At 61.8% G+C, this 14,782-nt stretch carries 16 protein-coding genes and 1 pseudogene; 9 read left to right on the top strand and 8 right to left on the bottom strand.

What is annotated here, in order from left to right; genetic code table 11:
• Positions 1–136 precede the first annotated feature (136 nt).
• Both ABOA88_RS05210 and ABOA88_RS05205 read left to right on the top strand, forming a co-directional pair.
• Positions 137–274 (top strand): annotated as a pseudogene (locus tag ABOA88_RS05210) (IS3 family transposase); the annotation flags it as partial.
• A 299-nt stretch (positions 275–573) separates the two neighbouring features.
• Positions 574–957, top strand: a complete 384-nt coding sequence (locus ABOA88_RS05205; RefSeq protein WP_196168776.1) for a hypothetical protein — start codon at positions 574–576, stop codon at positions 955–957.
• Between the two features lie 61 nt (positions 958–1,018).
• Here ABOA88_RS05205 and ABOA88_RS05200 read toward each other — a convergent pair whose 3' ends face one another.
• On the bottom strand, positions 1,019–1,333 hold the full coding sequence (locus ABOA88_RS05200; RefSeq protein WP_196168851.1) for a phage holin, lambda family: 315 nt from the start codon (positions 1,331–1,333) through the stop codon (positions 1,019–1,021).
• A 270-nt stretch (positions 1,334–1,603) separates the two neighbouring features.
• Between ABOA88_RS05200 and ABOA88_RS05195 the strand changes: the two genes are divergently transcribed.
• The 5 genes from ABOA88_RS05195 to ABOA88_RS05175 all read left to right on the top strand — a co-directional run bounded on the left by ABOA88_RS05195 (position 1,604) and on the right by ABOA88_RS05175 (position 6,591).
• Complete coding sequence (locus tag ABOA88_RS05195) at positions 1,604–2,377, top strand: ABC transporter ATP-binding protein (protein WP_196168775.1); 774 nt, start codon at positions 1,604–1,606, stop codon at positions 2,375–2,377.
• Between the two features lie 329 nt (positions 2,378–2,706).
• On the top strand, positions 2,707–3,228 hold the full coding sequence (locus ABOA88_RS05190) for a hypothetical protein (protein WP_367851065.1): 522 nt from the start codon (positions 2,707–2,709) through the stop codon (positions 3,226–3,228).
• Positions 3,229–3,377: 149 nt separating this feature from the next.
• A complete protein-coding gene (locus ABOA88_RS05185; RefSeq protein ID WP_367851064.1) occupies positions 3,378–4,232 on the top strand; it encodes a DUF6502 family protein in 855 nt (284 codons plus the stop codon).
• The gene (locus tag ABOA88_RS05180) at positions 4,229–5,740 is read left to right on the top strand and encodes a DUF5666 domain-containing protein (protein WP_367851063.1); all 1,512 of its coding nucleotides are present in this window, start codon (positions 4,229–4,231) and stop codon (positions 5,738–5,740) included. The genes ABOA88_RS05185 and ABOA88_RS05180 overlap by 4 nt, the downstream gene beginning before the upstream one ends.
• A gap of 98 nt (positions 5,741–5,838) precedes the next feature.
• On the top strand, positions 5,839–6,591 hold the full coding sequence (locus tag ABOA88_RS05175; RefSeq protein ID WP_196168772.1) for a hypothetical protein: 753 nt from the start codon (positions 5,839–5,841) through the stop codon (positions 6,589–6,591).
• 73 nt (positions 6,592–6,664) lie between these two features.
• On the opposite strand, the gene ABOA88_RS05170 is transcribed toward ABOA88_RS05175, so the two are convergent.
• Positions 6,665–6,841, bottom strand: a complete 177-nt coding sequence (locus tag ABOA88_RS05170; protein WP_196168771.1) for a hypothetical protein — start codon at positions 6,839–6,841, stop codon at positions 6,665–6,667.
• A 421-nt stretch (positions 6,842–7,262) separates the two neighbouring features.
• On the opposite strand from ABOA88_RS05170, the gene ABOA88_RS05165 reads away from it, so the two are divergent.
• Positions 7,263–7,754: a GNAT family N-acetyltransferase gene (locus tag ABOA88_RS05165; RefSeq protein WP_367851062.1), complete on the top strand. Its 492-nt coding sequence runs from the start codon at positions 7,263–7,265 to the stop codon at positions 7,752–7,754.
• A gap of 545 nt (positions 7,755–8,299) precedes the next feature.
• Here the strand turns inward: ABOA88_RS05165 and ABOA88_RS05160 are convergent.
• A complete protein-coding gene (locus ABOA88_RS05160) occupies positions 8,300–9,205 on the bottom strand; it encodes a LysR family transcriptional regulator (RefSeq protein WP_196168769.1) in 906 nt (301 codons plus the stop codon).
• A 98-nt stretch (positions 9,206–9,303) separates the two neighbouring features.
• Here ABOA88_RS05160 and ABOA88_RS05155 point away from each other — a divergent pair, with 98 nt between their 5' ends.
• Entirely contained in the window at positions 9,304–10,065 is a 762-nt protein-coding gene (locus ABOA88_RS05155) for a sulfite exporter TauE/SafE family protein (protein WP_367851061.1), read from the top strand.
• 1 nt (position 10,066) lies between these two features.
• Here the strand turns inward: ABOA88_RS05155 and ABOA88_RS05150 are convergent, their stop codons facing one another.
• From ABOA88_RS05150 to ABOA88_RS05130, 5 genes are all read right to left on the bottom strand, one after another.
• Positions 10,067–11,476 carry a GGDEF domain-containing protein gene (locus ABOA88_RS05150; RefSeq protein WP_196168767.1) on the bottom strand — a complete coding sequence of 470 codons (1,410 nt, stop codon included), beginning with the start codon at positions 11,474–11,476 and terminating at the stop codon, positions 10,067–10,069.
• A 161-nt stretch (positions 11,477–11,637) separates the two neighbouring features.
• Positions 11,638–13,467, bottom strand: coding sequence for an SLC13 family permease (locus tag ABOA88_RS05145; protein ID WP_196168766.1), 1,830 nt, complete (start codon positions 13,465–13,467; stop codon positions 11,638–11,640).
• Between the two features lie 142 nt (positions 13,468–13,609).
• Positions 13,610–14,002, bottom strand: coding sequence for a glycine zipper domain-containing protein (locus ABOA88_RS05140; RefSeq protein WP_043211693.1), 393 nt, complete (start codon positions 14,000–14,002; stop codon positions 13,610–13,612).
• A 79-nt stretch (positions 14,003–14,081) separates the two neighbouring features.
• The gene (locus ABOA88_RS05135; protein WP_230387671.1) at positions 14,082–14,300 is read right to left on the bottom strand and encodes a hypothetical protein; all 219 of its coding nucleotides are present in this window, start codon (positions 14,298–14,300) and stop codon (positions 14,082–14,084) included.
• A 163-nt stretch (positions 14,301–14,463) separates the two neighbouring features.
• Positions 14,464–14,754 (bottom strand): RcnB family protein, encoded by a 291-nt coding sequence (locus ABOA88_RS05130; RefSeq protein WP_196168765.1) that lies wholly within the window; start codon positions 14,752–14,754, stop codon positions 14,464–14,466.
• Positions 14,755–14,782: the final 28 nt, after the last annotated feature.

The raw sequence follows: 14,782 nt of genomic DNA, 5'->3' as shown, positions 1-14,782 counted from the left end.
GAAGTTGACCAGAGTGCCATCCATTGCGTTGTAAGGAAGTGTAGTTGTGGTAATGAATAAGCCGGGTGGGTGCAAGTATATCTTTTTGCGATAAGTGCTTTGGCTGACTTGTCTTAATGCTTGGTCAGCCAGAGGGACCGGACAGCAAGCTCAACGAGACATAAGCCAGTACCTGATGAACCATTACAACTGGATCCGCCCCCATCAATTCAATGATGGACTGGCTCCGGCGAAAGCTGAAGAAAAACTCAAAACCGTGTCCAGGATGAGTTGACCACTACAGACCCTGAGGTTCGAGGTCATGCTGTTCGAGCGTGATGTGCCGCTTGAGTTGCTGGAATACGCCCGCTATTGCTTGGGGAGTTCGTGCCGTACATTCAAGAACGAGCGCCATTCGTTGTATAGAGCGAAGGGATTTCGTTTCTATAGCGAACTGAAATAGATGAGCTTTTTTACGCGCCAAACACCAAAGGAGGGTGTAGGCTCGAAAATCGAACTGCGGCATTTATTTCAAAAAAAGGGGCAGTGTGGGTCCGAACCTATCCATTTCAGTGGGGTGGCCGGAGATTTCACATGAACAGTTCCATTTCACCCAAAACGATGGCGCATGGCGCGATGCTGTCGATCCTTGCGGGTTTGTTTCTTGTCGGCTGTACACACGATCCCGACATCCGCATGGGGCATGACAATTCCTCGGGGTACACGGGGAAAAACCCATCGGCTTACTTGAGTTGTGTGAAGAGTGAGCTTCCGGTGAGCGCGAAGACCTATACGCAAGAACATCAGGGCGCGCTCGCGCTATATGTCGACAGTACCGACCCGAACCAGGCTACAGGCCTTGTCGAAGTCAAAGGTTCAGGTCAGCAGCATCAGTATCTGGCGTACCAGCGAGATGCCTGGTACGACCAGGGTCGGTTACTCGATGCGGCGCTGATGTGTTCAAGAGCCAGTCTCTGAATGTTCTCTCCCTCATCAAGCCCAGCCTGTGCTGGGCTTTTTGTATCGCCCTTGCGCAGCGTCAGGGCAACGTTTTTTTTTGAACGAGGAACTTGATGACTGCGGCACGTATGCCTTCGACGCCGAGCAGTCCGATCACGCCGCCGAAGAACGGCGCGGTCTCGCTCGGTACGCCGATCAGTGAAAGGCCGTGGCTTGCAGCGAGTGCGAGGGCGCCGCACAAGGGGGATTCGATCAGCATCCGTCGCAGCGGGCCGCCCCCATAGATCACGCGTAACGCTGCGATGATCACGGCCAAAAGGCCTGCGTACAGCCCTGGCCAATTGTCGTGAAGCCAGCGTTCGAGCCAGGCCCAGGCCTCAGGTCGGTCAATCATGATTGCGCACTCCCTCATGGCGATGCGGTTGTGGCTGGTCAGGGCGATAAAGACCGGCAATGTTTTTCGTGAAGCAATAGGCAGGGCTGGGCATGGAGGAGTCCTGTTAACGGCGCGATATCGCCTTGATGAGGGCATGGTCAGCAGCAAGTCGGAAAACGACAATCCGCAGATGTTCTAGGATTGGCGCTTCGTGGCGCGCTGCACGTCTTTCCGTTTGTGTACATCGGCGGCACACTCTGCGTTCGTTTGCCCTCAGATGAGCCAGCCATGATCGATATCCATAATGTGACTGCCTTCCAGCAGCAGACCCGCGTACTCGATGGGTTTTCCCTGTACATCGGCGAAGGCGAGAAAGTCGCCATCCTGGGCCCCAACGGCGCCGGCAAGAGCACGCTGCTCAAGCTGATCACCCGTGAGCTCTACCCGGTGGAGCGCGAAGGCAGCCACTTGCGCCTATTCGGGAGCGAGACGGTCAACCTGTGGGCGTTGCGCAGCCGCATCGGGTTCATCTCTCAAGACCTGCAGGATGATTACACGCCCTATACCCAGGCCCTGGATGTGGTGGTTTCCGGTTTCTTCGGCGCCATTGGCGCTCATGGCCACCTGCAGCCGAGCGATGAGCAGCGCGAGCAGGCGCGTCAGTTGCTGGCAGTGGTCGAGATGGCCGGATACGAGCAGACCATGTTCCAGCGTCTGTCCACCGGGCAGCGACGCAGGCTTCTGCTGGCACGGGCGTTGGTCCATCAGCCGAGGGCGCTGATTCTCGACGAGCCGGCCAATGGCCTGGACATGGGTGCCAGCCTGGGCATGCTCAAACTGTTACGGCGTTTTTGCGGTGAAGACCATGCGATGATCATCACCACCCACCATATCGACGAAATCATTCCGGAGATCGAGCGCGTGGTGTTGCTCGAGAAGGGGCGCATTATCGCCGATGGTCCCAAGGCCGAAGTGCTGACCAGCGAACGCTTGTCCGCCCTCTACCAGACACAGTTACGCATCACCGAACAGGATGGCTGGTACCGCTGCTGGCATGCCTGAGTGCCGCTGGCCTGTCTTGCCCGCGCCCTTTAATTACCACCCCTGGCATTCCCCGAAGGGCGGGGCTTCCCCTGACCAATCCCTGCACCCAATAACCGGATAACCGGTCATTGACTCTCGAGAGCAGAGGACTAATCTCATGACGTGGGAAATATTCCCACGCAATAAAAAGACGCTGACTGGCTTAGAAGGGAACGTGCACAAGTCTCTGCACTTTCATCATGAAGGAGCGACCGCTGGTTGGCTGGTTGCCCGCAGGGCGGCTGGGATTCATGGGTTGTTGCGTTCGATTCGAGTATGAAAATGCAACTCTGAAACGGAGATTTGTCATGCTGCTCAAAAAATGCTTGTTGGCGCTGGCCATCGGTGGCGTCCTTTCGGCATCGCTGGTGTTGGTGCCTGACTCGATCAGTGACTTCTCCAGCGCATACGCCAAGGATGGCGGCGGCGGTGGAGGTGGCGGTCATGGCGGCGGCGGCGGCGGTGGCCACGGTGGTGGCGGTCATGGCGGAGGTGGTCACGGTGGCGGCGGAGGCGGTCATGGCGGCGGTAGCGGCGGGGGCCATGGCGGTAGTGGCGGCGGCCACGGCGGCTCAGGTCACGGAGGCGATGGCGGCCACAGCGGTAACAGCGGCCATGGCAACTCGGGGCGTGGCAGCGATGATGGTGGTGCCCATGGGGTCGGCCACGGTGCCGATGATGGCGCCAACCATGACGCCGGCGGGCCTCATGGTGTCGGCCACGGCGCAGATGATGGCCCCAACCATGACGTTGGCGATGATCACGGTGCAGGTCGTGGCGCCGATGATGGCCCCGACCACGATGTTGGCGATGATCGTGGCGGTGCCTGACCGCTGAACCTCGGAAGCCGAAACCCGGAGCGATCCGGGTTTCGGGTCGGGGAGGCGGGCCCTGAACGGTTGTGATGTGCTGGGCAAGGTGCTGGAATGTAACGCCCATGAGCATCGTGCGCTCGCCCCTTGGTTAAGGAAGCTTTGCAATGCATCTGCCCACTTTACCGCCCTCCCTTTTGCCGGCATTGCGCTCTGTGATGCGGCCATTGGTGCGGTTGATGCTAAGAAAGGGGGTGACCTTCAATAGCTTCGTCAACCTGCTCAAGGAGGTCTTCGTGGAGGTCGCCGAGCGCGAGTTCCGGCTTGACGGTAAACCGCCCAGCGACAGTCGGATCAGCTTGCTCACTGGGGTTCATCGCAAGGACGTCCGGCGCTTGCGGGCCGAGGTTCTGGAGGACGAGGCCAGCCTGCCGGAGGCTGTATCTTTTGGCGCGCATCTGGTGAGTATCTGGCTGAATCATGCGCCATTCTGCGAACAACCCGGTCAACCTCGGGTATTGCCGCGTTTGGCCAGCGTGGGCGGCGACCTTTCGTTCGATGCCTTGGTCGCGTCGCTGAGCACGGATATCCGCGCCCGTGTCGTGCTGGATGAGTGGCTCCGCCTAGGGGTCGTGAGCGTCGATGAAGACGATCAGGTCCATTTGCAGACCCGAGCATTCATCCCCCAGCGCGGTTTCGAGGAAAAGATCGCCTATTTTCGGCACAACCTGCATGACCATGCTTGTGCTGCTGTACATAACCTGACCGACGCAGGCGAGCCGTTCTTCGAGCGCAGCGTGCACTACGACAGCTTGTCCCTGGCGAGCGTCCAGCAGCTCAGAGACGCTGTGCGTACCGATGGCATGCAGGCCCTGCTTGCGCTCAACCAGCTGGCCGCCGAACTCGAGCAGCGCGAACAGCCGCCTGCTGACGCCCGTCAGCGCATCACGGTCGGCCTTTATTTCTACTCCGAACCCAGTCCGCCCGAGGCCGCGTCCGCGACCAAGGCCAGTGAACCATGAACATGACGTCGCGCCTGCTGAGTTCGCTCGCAGCGCTGTGCTGCGCGCTTGTCCTGTCGGCGTCGCTGAGTGCAGCGCCTGCCTGCCTCGAGCCGGGTGGCAGCGGCGGCACAGGCATGATGGCGCCGGGCGGCGTCGGTGGGACCGGAGCGCCCGACAGTGGGGGCGTCGGCGGGACCGGTGCGCATCCGGGCGGTGGTGGCATCGGCGGTACCGGAGCGCCGCAGGACGAAGGTGGTGTGGGTGGTACGGGCATTGTCGGCACCATCACAGGATTCGGTTCGATCTGTGTCAATGGCGTGGAGGTCCATTTCGATAACAAGGTGGTGCTCAGCGAGAACGGCTTGCCTGCCGGCAGCCAGCGATTGGCGATCGGCCAGGTGGTGGCCGTTGAGGCCCAGCCGTCCCGTCGGGGCCTGGAAGCGCGCAGCATCGCCATACTCAATGCCTATGAAGGGCCTGTGACCGGGCTTGCGTCCGGCGATACGCCGATGCGCGTCATGGGCCAACCGGTGCGGGTGGCGGCAGGCGCCCGGGTGGCGCCGGGCCTGCACATTGGCGAGCCGGTGCGTGTCAGCGGTTTGCGCAATGCCCAGGGCGAGGTGGTGGCCAGCCGCGTGGATCGAGCACCGGGTCTGGTACAGGCCAGTGCCATCGGCGATATCGGCAAGCCGGGCAACTTGCACGGCCTGGCCCTGAGCAAGGCGTTGCCATCTACGGGGGAGGTGCTGGTGCGCGGCGCCTGGAACGGCCAACAACTGAACGTGGCGCAAGCCAGCCGGGATCCGAGCTTCCCCTTCGCTGGGCGTGTGCGCAATGCCTTGGTCGAAGGGCTGGTGCGTGGGCAGCAGGGTAATCGCATCGAGGTCGGTGGTTTCACAGCCTATGTCGACCGCGCTACCCGGGGACAGGTCGAGACGCTTGCTATCGGCCAGCGCGTCCGCGTCAGCGGTGTGTTCGACACTGGGCGTACCATTCATGCGCAGCGGGTCGAGGTGGTGCATGAACATCACGGCGACAGCCACTCGCATGGCGTGCAGCCCGCTCAATCTCAGGGGGGCGAGTCCGATGAGCCCCGGGAGGTCGAATCGGGGAAGCAAGGTGGCAGTGGCTCCAGCCATGAACAGGGTCAGACTCGTGAGCGCGTCGAGAGTGGCGAAGCCCGAGAAAAGGTGGAGCGCACAGAGGTATCGGACTCGGGTGACGTGGAGCGTCGAGAACGCATCGAGACGCGCGAATCCGGCGATCGGGTGGAAACGCGCGAGCGCATCGAGGTCTTCGAAAACGGCGTGCGTGTTGAGCGGATCGAACGGATTGAGAAGATCGAGCGTTCGGACCGACCAGACAAGCCTGACCGCATCGAGAAGATCGAGCGCATCGAGAAAGTCGAGCGTCCCGAGAAGGTAGAGCGGCCGGAGAAAGTCGAACGTCCTGAGAAGGTCGAGCGCCCTGAAAAAGTGGAACGGCCCGAGAAGCTCGAGCGCTCTGAACATTCTGGCTCTCATTAGGCTCGGTTTGCCTGCGCCCGGCTATGCTTCAAGGCATCCAGACCAGGCTGTACCGCACCAGATGTGAATGTGAATGTCCTGATCGCCACGAGGTAGGCATGATTTCAATGCGTGCGTTGTTTCCCTGCCTGATGACTTTGGCCTGGCCAGCCCTGGCCGATGAAGTGACCTTGTCCACGGGTGTGGATTACTCGCGGGGGGACTATGGCACGGCGGCCACCAGCGAGACCTGGTACGTCCCGGTCATCGGCAAGTACGAAACCGGCCCGATGATCTACAAGTTGACCATTCCCTATCTACGTATCACCAATCCTGCGGTAGGACCGGGTGGTGAACCGCTGGCGGGTGACAACTGTGGCCGCGTCGAGAGCGGGCTCGGCGATACGGTGGCCAGCGCCGACTATGCACTGCTCGATGGCCGCGACGGCGGCAATCTGCTTGTGGATCTGGTGGGAAAGATAAAGCTGCCCACCGCAGATGAAGACCATTGCCTGGGCACCGGCAAGACCGATTATTCCGCCCAGGTGGATCTGGTACGGGCATTCGGCGCCGTGAGTGGCTTTGCCACATTGGGTTGGAAGAAGTTCGGCGATCCAGCCGATACGGATTTCCATGATCCGATTTTCACTTCAATCGGCCTGGTCAGCCGGATCGCACCTGACACGTCGATAGGGGCGGTGTACGACTGGCGACAGAAAGTGACATCCGACGGCGATGAGATCCAGGAATTCACTCTGTTCCTGACTCAAAAGCTCAGCGAGGACTGGAAGGTCCAACTGTATGCGTTGAAGGGCTTTTCCGACGCGAGCCCTGATTCTGGCGGCGGGCTGCTGCTCAACCATTCGTTTTGACCCGGGACGGGTGCCATTGCCTCGGGGTTGCTTGCCGCCTGGCCGTGAAACCAGGCGGCTTCCGTGTCAGGTATTACTGCAGGGTAGGGGTGTCCGGTACCTCGCGCAGTGTCGCTTCTATGCCCGCGATGGTTCTGGCGAGCTTGTCGGCTTCCTGGTCGCGGCCTTGGGATCTGAGTAGGTCACGCTGTTGGCGCAGGTTGAGCAGCGTCTTCTGCAGGGCCAGGGCGGAGGTTCGATAGGGGTCCATGTCGCTCTCGTGCGTTCCATGCTGGGGTAGGAGGCCGCGACCGTATCAGCTCGTTCAAACAGGTGAAACTGATGTTTCATACAGCAGCGCCCAGGCTCGTAGTCTGAAGACTACTAGTGCATAGGAACGCTCCTACATGAAAGGTGGCAGGAGTGTTTCAGGTCATGTAGCGCCTGCCGCTTGGCACTCAATGTTCATGGGGGCTGCATGGGCTCCAGCCTGCTCAGTGTTGCGCTCAGGCCGCGTAGGGTCAGTGTCGGTCCACTGAAAAGTTATGTTGCAAATGGGGCCCGAACTCACGCGTCGCCCATGGCTTGTCGCTCCAGAGGTCGCGACCACGACCGCCGCCGATCCCGTTCGGTCTGAGGCACAGACTTGCGCTAGCATGTCGCTCCGTTTTCGTCTTTCGGATATTGCCCCCATGAGTACCCCGCATTTGCGCCAGGCCACCTCCAAGGATGTGGATCGTTGCTATCAGATCGAGATCAGCGCCTACGAAGGTGACGAGGCCGCCACCCGCGAGAAGATCGCCACGCGCATCGCTCAGTACCCAGAAGGGTTCCTGGTGCTGGAGCTTGAGGGGGCGGTGGTCGGGTTCATCAACAGTGGCTGTGCGTTTGACGTGGTGATGTCCGACGAGGCCTTCAAGGAATTGGTCGGCCACGACGCCCAGGCGCCGAATGTAGTGATCATGTCGATGGTGGTCGACCCTGACTTTCAGGGGCGAGGGTTCGCTGGCCTGCTGATGAGCCACTTCGTCGACCAGATGCGTCAGCGCGGTAAGGCGACCATCCACTTGATGTGCAAGGACCGGCACGTGGGGCTGTACGAAAAAATGGGCTACCGCTACGTGCAGCCTTCGGCCTCCGACCATGGCGGGATGGCTTGGCACGAGATGGTCATGGCTTTGTGAAGTTTGCTGTGCGCCTGGGCCTGCGGGCCCATCTGATATGCTTTTTTTCCAAGAACCTGAATCTGTAACCGTATCAGCCTTGATCAGACAATACCCATCAAGCCCAGCCTTCCGAACCGGCGTGCGCTGGGCAAGCTGCGCTGCTCTGCAACAGCACCGGCCAGCCTCGCCGTTTCGTCATTATCTGTAGAGGTTCCGATGGGCAAGCTCGCACTGTTCCTGGGTGGATTCCTGTTGCTGACAATCCTGGTCGGCCTGTTAGGCACTATTCCGCCAAGCTGATACGTTCGCGTCGGCCCGCCTCGTCAATGGGCGGGCTTGTTTCCTGGGCATAGCCCGCTTCCAGACGCTGCAGAGCAATACCCTGCGGCGTTGCTGTGCGTGCGATAAGTCATTCTTGGCGTTGGGAAATCTGTCCACAAAAAACGTGGGTAGGTCTGTGGATAAATCGCTGCAACCCAAGCCGGCGGCGGGCTCTGTTAAATTGAACAGAATTTGAGCAGCGCTGTCGGGAAGGTGCCATGCGCGCGCGAAGACTCCCTGACCTAGTGCTGTGGATAGGCGCGGCGCACCCATTGCAGTAGTTCGCGCACCCGCACGGGCAGGTCGCCGGCTGGATACAGCGCGTGCATCTGCGGATCCTGGCCGCTGCTCGAGGTCAGGCGGTAGTCGGTGCAGACGCGAACCAGGCGCCCGGAACGCACCAGTGGCTCGGCCACCCAATCGGCCAGGCGGGCGACGCCTGCACCGGCTAACGCGCTTTGCAGGATCGCGCCCCCAGCGCTCAGGCGCAGCCGCGGATGTGGGCGCAGGCTGGTGATCTGGCCATCGCGATAGAAGTGCCAGGCCTTTAGCACGCGCGGTGCGGTATGCAGGATCAGCGCGTGCTCATGCAATGCCTCGGGGTGCTCTGGTGTGCCGTGGCGGGCCAAGTAGTCGGGACTGGCGTACAGGTAGCGCCGATAGGACCAAAGGGGATAACCGATCAGCTCGCTGGACTGCGGGAAGGCACCTCGGATGACGAAGTCGAACTTGCCCTGCAGCGGATCGAGGGCCTGGTCGCTGAACTGCACGTCCAGGGTGACCTGCGGATATTGCTGGGAGAATGAAGCGAGCACCGCGGGTAACAGTTGCTGGCCGAGCAGTTCCGGCGCGGCGAAGCGAATCCAGCCTTGGGACGAGCCGCTGAGTGCCGCCAGTTCGTCGACTGCGTCCCGTTGCACATCCAGCAAGCGCTCGGCATGCGGTAGCAGGCGTTCACCGGCCTCGGTGAGGGTCACGGTACTGGCGCTACGATTGAGCAGCTTGGCCCCGGCATTGTCTTCCAGCGCCTGCACGGCGCGTGTAACTGCGCTCGGCGAGCGCCCCAGGGCACGGGCGGCGGCGACGAAGCTGCGCTTGTGGGCGACGCTGACGAAGGCCTGGATTTCGCGCAACATGTCCAATGCCATGGAAGCTCCTGATTGCAGTTTTCGCAACGTCGCATTTCAACATAAGCGCCGGCGTTTGATTAGCCTTGGCGCTCTGCTTTTCGTTCTGGAACCCACCCATGATGGATATCGCGCTGCTTTCGTTGTTCGCCTTCGCCGCCGGCCTGATCGATGCCGCTGTTGGCGGTGGAGGGTTGATCCAGATTCCGGCGCTGTTCAACGTGCTGCCGAACGCGCAACCGGCCGCGCTACTGGGTAGCAACAAACTGGCCTCGGTCTGCGGCACCTCGTTCGCGGCCCGTTCGTTCCTGCGCAAGGTGCATCTGGATTGGGGCCTGATCGTGCCAGCCGCAGCCAGTGCCTTCGTCATGTCGTTCGCCGGTGCCGCCACGGTGTCGCTGGTACCGCCCAGCGTGATGCGCCCGGCGGTGCTGGTGCTGATCGTGCTGATGGCCATCTACACTTTCTGCAAGAAGGATTTCGGGGCCCTGCACAAACCTGCCCGGATCGGTCGCAAGGAGCAGTGCCTGGCGGTGCTGATCGGTGGCGCCATCGGCTTCTACGATGGCCTGTTCGGACCGGGCACCGGAAGCTTTCTGATCTTCCTGTTCATTCGCTTCTTCGCCCTGGATTTTCTCCATGCCTCGGCGTCAGCCAAGCTTGTGAACATCGCCACCAACCTGGCTGCACTGGTGTTCTTCATTCCATCTGGCAATGTGCTGTGGGCCATCGCATTGCCGATGGCCGCCTTCAACATCCTGGGGGCGCTGACGGGCACTTGGCTGGCGGTGCGCAAGGGGGCAGGGTTCGTTCGCGGTTTGTTCCTGGTGCTGTTGTGCGTGCTGATTGCCAAGCTGTCCTGGGACATGCTGGCAGGTTGAGTCAGACGACCTGGCGCTGCGCGTCGGACTGCTCGATGCGGTTGCGGCCTGCGGCCTTGGCACGGTAGAGCGCTTGGTCAGCCTGTGCCAGCAAGCTGTCGAGGCTGGGCGCCAGCTGCTGTGCGCGGCAACCCGCCAGGCCGATGCTGACGGTGATCTGCAGGCGGCGTTCGAGCAGCACCACGCGCAAGTCCTGCACGGCGCGACGCAGGCGTTCGGCAGTGAATGTGGCCTGCTCCGGCGCAAGCCCTGCCACAATGATGACGAACTCTTCGCCGCCGAGACGGGCGAACAGCTCGCCTTCGTGCAATTGATCCTGAATGGTATGGGAGAACTGGCGCAGCACCTGATCGCCTACAGCATGGCCGTACTGGTCGTTGATGTTCTTGAAGTGATCGATATCCAGCATCATCAAGGTCAGGGGCATGGCTTGGGCAAGCTGCTGACGGCTCTCGAGCAGGGCGTTGGCACGACGGGTGAAAGCGCTGCGGGTCAGGGCGCCGGTGAGGTGATCGATGGTGGCTTGGTGCGCCAGGCGTGCCAGCAGACTGCGGTTGGCATTGCTGACACAGGCGACCACCAACGGGCCGAGCACAAGCATGGCGATGCCCAGGCGCGCCGACATCAGAGTGTTCACCCCAGGTATGCTCTGCGGGAGACTGAAATGCATGAGGCTCAGCGCCACGGCGACGATCAGCGTGGTACCGGTGGTGAAAGTCAGCAGCGACACCATGAATGATGAGTACGTCCAGGCGCACCACAGCAGGGCGGCGATGGGGAAGGCGATGGCGCCTGGCCCGCCGAAGGCGATGCTCAGGGCCAGGGAGCCTAGCAGGATCAGTAGCGGCATCAGGCGAATCGCCTGGCCGCCGCCTCGAATCAAGGAGCGCAGGTTCGGTGCGGTGAGTAGCATCGGCAACACCAGCACATTGGTTGAGAACTGTTCGCTGAACCAGGCCAGCCAGGTGGCCTTGAGCGATTCCTGGAACCAGGGGGCGGCCACTACACACGCCATGCTCGCCGCGACGACGGCTCCGGCGGCGCTGGCGCCGAATACACGCAGTACCCCTTCTGGCGTGCGCATGCGGCGGTGCACCCGCGGCAAATGCGACAACACCCGCCAGAGGGTGATGATCACCCCCAGGTTGCACAGGTTGAACCACAACGCAGGCTTCCAGGCGCTGCCGGTGGCGAGGTCGGCGGTGACCATGGCCAGCCAGACCAGGCCGAATCCTGCAAAGGTGGCCTGGCGTGGGTAGCGCAGCAGCACGCCTGCGAGCACCGCATTGACGGGCCAGAACAGCGACAGGGATTCGATCGGTCGGGCTAGGATACCGCCCAGGGTCAGGGCGAGGGACAGGCCGAACAAGGCAAGAAGGGGAAGCAGGCGCGACTGGGCTGGGAACACCATGGGCTCGACCGGCTAGCGGAGACGGAATCCAGGAAAACGCCTGTAAGCACCTGGGGTAATGAGGCGTCAGTGTGTTTCCTGAACGGAGGGATGTCAATTCGCTGGTGTCTGGGCAGCCTTTTATGCGCCAGCGGCAATTTTCGTCGAATTATTGACGCTGGCTACAGGCCGAAGAACCACGGCACCATGAAAACGGTCACCAGCAGCACCACCACCGTGAACGGCACCCCAACCTTGACGAAGTCGCCGAAGCGGTATTGGCCTGGCCCCAAGACCAGCGTGTTGACCGGCGAGGACACTGGCGTCATGAACGCCGCCGAGGCCGCCAGGGCGACGGTCATGGCGAACGGGTAGGGCGACATGCCTAGCTGCTGTGCAGTGCTGATTGCAACCGGTGCCATCAGCACCGCCGTGGCGGTATTGGAAATGAACAAACCGATCAGCGCGGTGACGGCGAACAGGCAGCCGAGTATGGCGTAGGGCCCCGCATCGCCAAGCAGGCTGACCAGGCCGCTCACCGCCAAGTCGATGCCACCTGTTTTCTGCAGAGCCAGGGCGAAGGGCAGCATGCCGACGATCAGCACCAGGCTTTGCCAGTGGATGGCGCGGTAGGCGCTGTCCATGTCGATGCAGCGTCCGGCGCCCATCAGCACGCAACCGATCAGCGCGGCAACGACGTTGGGCACCATGCCGCTCACCATCAAGCCGACCATCACCATCAGGCTGATCAACGCAAAGGGGGCTCGGGTCCGGGCCGGAGCTACTTGGTCGATTTCCGCGGGCAGGCTCAGGACCAGAAAGTCCTTGGGCTGGCTTTGCAGTTGGCGTATGGCCTTCCAGGGACCGACCACCAGCAGGGTGTCGCCCAGGCGCAGTTTTTCTTCCACCAGTTGCTCGTCGATGGCGGTCTGCTCACGACGCAGGCCGACGACATTCAGCCCAAAGCGGCTACGGAAGGCCTGCTCCAGGATGCTCTTGCCGAGCAATTGCGAACCGGGCGGCAGGGAAACCTCGGCCATGCCCAGGTCCTGGGACTGGTCGATGAAGTAGGCGGCCTTGAAGTGCAACGGCTCCAGTTGCATGGTCTGGCACAGGCTGCGCAAATCATCGCGATTGGCGAACAGATCGAGCAGCAGCACATCGCCTTGGTGCAGCACTGTGCTCGAATCGGCGACCATGACCCGGGTGGTGAACTTGTGCTGGCGCTCGATGCCAATCACGTTGGCGCCGTGGCGGGTGCGCAGCTCCAGCTCGCCCAAGGTGTGTCCGATCAGCGGCGAGTGAGGGCGAATGCGCAGGCGGCGCTCGCGGCCGTTGAGTTTGTAGTCCAGCACCAGGTCCAGGAGGGTGCGGCGGGTTTCCACCCGGCCATCCTTGCGCACCTCGCCATTGAGCCAGCGGCGGGCAAACAGCATGTAGCCGATGCCGAGGACCAGCACCACCAAGCCGAACGGGGTGAAACTGAAGAAACTGAACCCCGGGCTGCCATGACGCACCAGTTCGCTGTGCACCACCACGTTGGGCGGTGTGGCCACCAGGCTGAGCATGCCACTGATCAGGCCGGCGAAGCTCAGCGGCATCATCAGTCGACTGGGCGATAGCCTAAGGCGCGCAGCGATGCTCAGCACCACTGGGATGAAGATCGCCACCACTCCCGTCGAACTCATGACCGAACCCAGTCCGGCCACTGCAATCATCAGCAACACCAGCAGACGCGCCTCGCTGTTGCCGGCCCGTTCGCTCATCCATTCACCGATGCGGTAGGCAATGCCAGTTCGTACCAGGCCTTCGCCGATCACGAACAGCGCTGCGATCAGCACCACGTTGGGGTCGCTGAAGCCGGCCAGGGCCTGCTCGATCGTGAGGATGCCCGAAAGCGGCAGGGACAGGATCACTAGCAGGGCGACCACGTCCATGCGCGGGCGGTTGATGACGAAAAGTGTGACGACGATGGCCAGCAGGCCGAGGACCCAGAGCAGCTCATGGTTCATGGAGAGGGGTGTTCCTTCACTCAAGGGGCACGGTAGAGAGTAGCGCCGAGTGTGGCACCGTGCAGTGAAGGTGGTGTTGATATGTTGCAGTGTTTGGTGACAAGAAGGGGCTGCAAGCAGCCCCTCAGGTATAGCGGCAGGATCAGTGACGGTGACGACGGTGGTGCCTGTGGCCGCCGTCGTTGTCACCCATGTGGTTGCCCAGCGCGCCACCTGCTGCGCCACCCAGGCCCGCGCCAATGGTCGAACCGGTGGATCCGCCAACCGCGCGGCCCAGGATCGAGCCGCCGGCCGAACCCAGGCCACCGCCAATAGCGGCTTCGGTACGATTGCCCTTGCGTGCGCCAACCGCACTGCCGGCAGCGCCGCCCAGGCCTGCGCCGATGGCAGCACCGGTACCGCCGCCGATCTGTTGGCCAACAATGTTACCAAGGGCGCCACCCAGGCCGCCGCCGATGGCAGCGGTGCCGTCGCCGGCAAATGCGCCCTGGCAGAGCAGCAAGCCGAGGGCAAGGGAAGGCAGAGTCAGACGCATGATGTGAACCTCAAACGAATCATCAGGGTAAGGTGCCGCGGCACGGGCGGCGGGTCAGGGGAACAAAGGCGTTGCAGTGTCAGTCGTCGTCATCGTCGTTGCGGTCGCGATGACGGTGGTAGCGATCACGGCGGTCATGGTCTCGATAGCGATAGCCGTCGTCATCACGGTCGCGGTAGTAGCGATGGTCCCGGTCACGACCCCGCCAGCCATCATCATCGTCGTGGTAGTGGTGGTAGCAGCCACTGAGGGTGAGCACGGTGGCAATCAACGCAAAACTCGCAATGCGCTTCATCACGATATAGGTCCTTGATCCGCAAAGATTTACGGGGTACCTCCTGAGACCGGAAGCGCGCGATTTGGTTTCTTGGGCACGCAAAAATCTGTCGCTCCAGCGATGAGCGGCATGTCGGGCGTTTTTTGATCCGGCCGCGCCTGGCGGTCGGCATATCCGGGCCTTGCTAGTTCGAGGCGGGCTCGATGGCGAGAATCACCCCATTGGTGGTCTGCACCAGTATGTAGTGGTCAGCCAGGCGTACCCAGTGGCTTTCCTTTTCCGGAGCCGGCAGGCCCTTGGCGTGCCAATCGCGGATAACCCAGTCGTCGCGCTTGTACTGATCCGGGGCTTTATCGCCCACTTCAAGTTCGCGTTGGCTGTGCGGGGCCGTGACGCTCTGTTCGTTCGGGTCCGCTGCTGACGCGATCAGGGGGAGGGCGGCGGTGAGTGCTAGGGCATAGAGCAATGGCTTCATGAGGGCTCCTTGAAAGCAGGACATGCCC

Source organism: Pseudomonas sp. PKS, assembly GCF_051913525.1.
Taxonomy (GTDB): domain Bacteria; phylum Pseudomonadota; class Gammaproteobacteria; order Pseudomonadales; family Pseudomonadaceae; genus Aquipseudomonas; species Aquipseudomonas guariconensis_D.
Note: the sequence above shows the minus strand (reverse complement) of the source record. Positions and strands in the feature narration are given on the sequence as shown.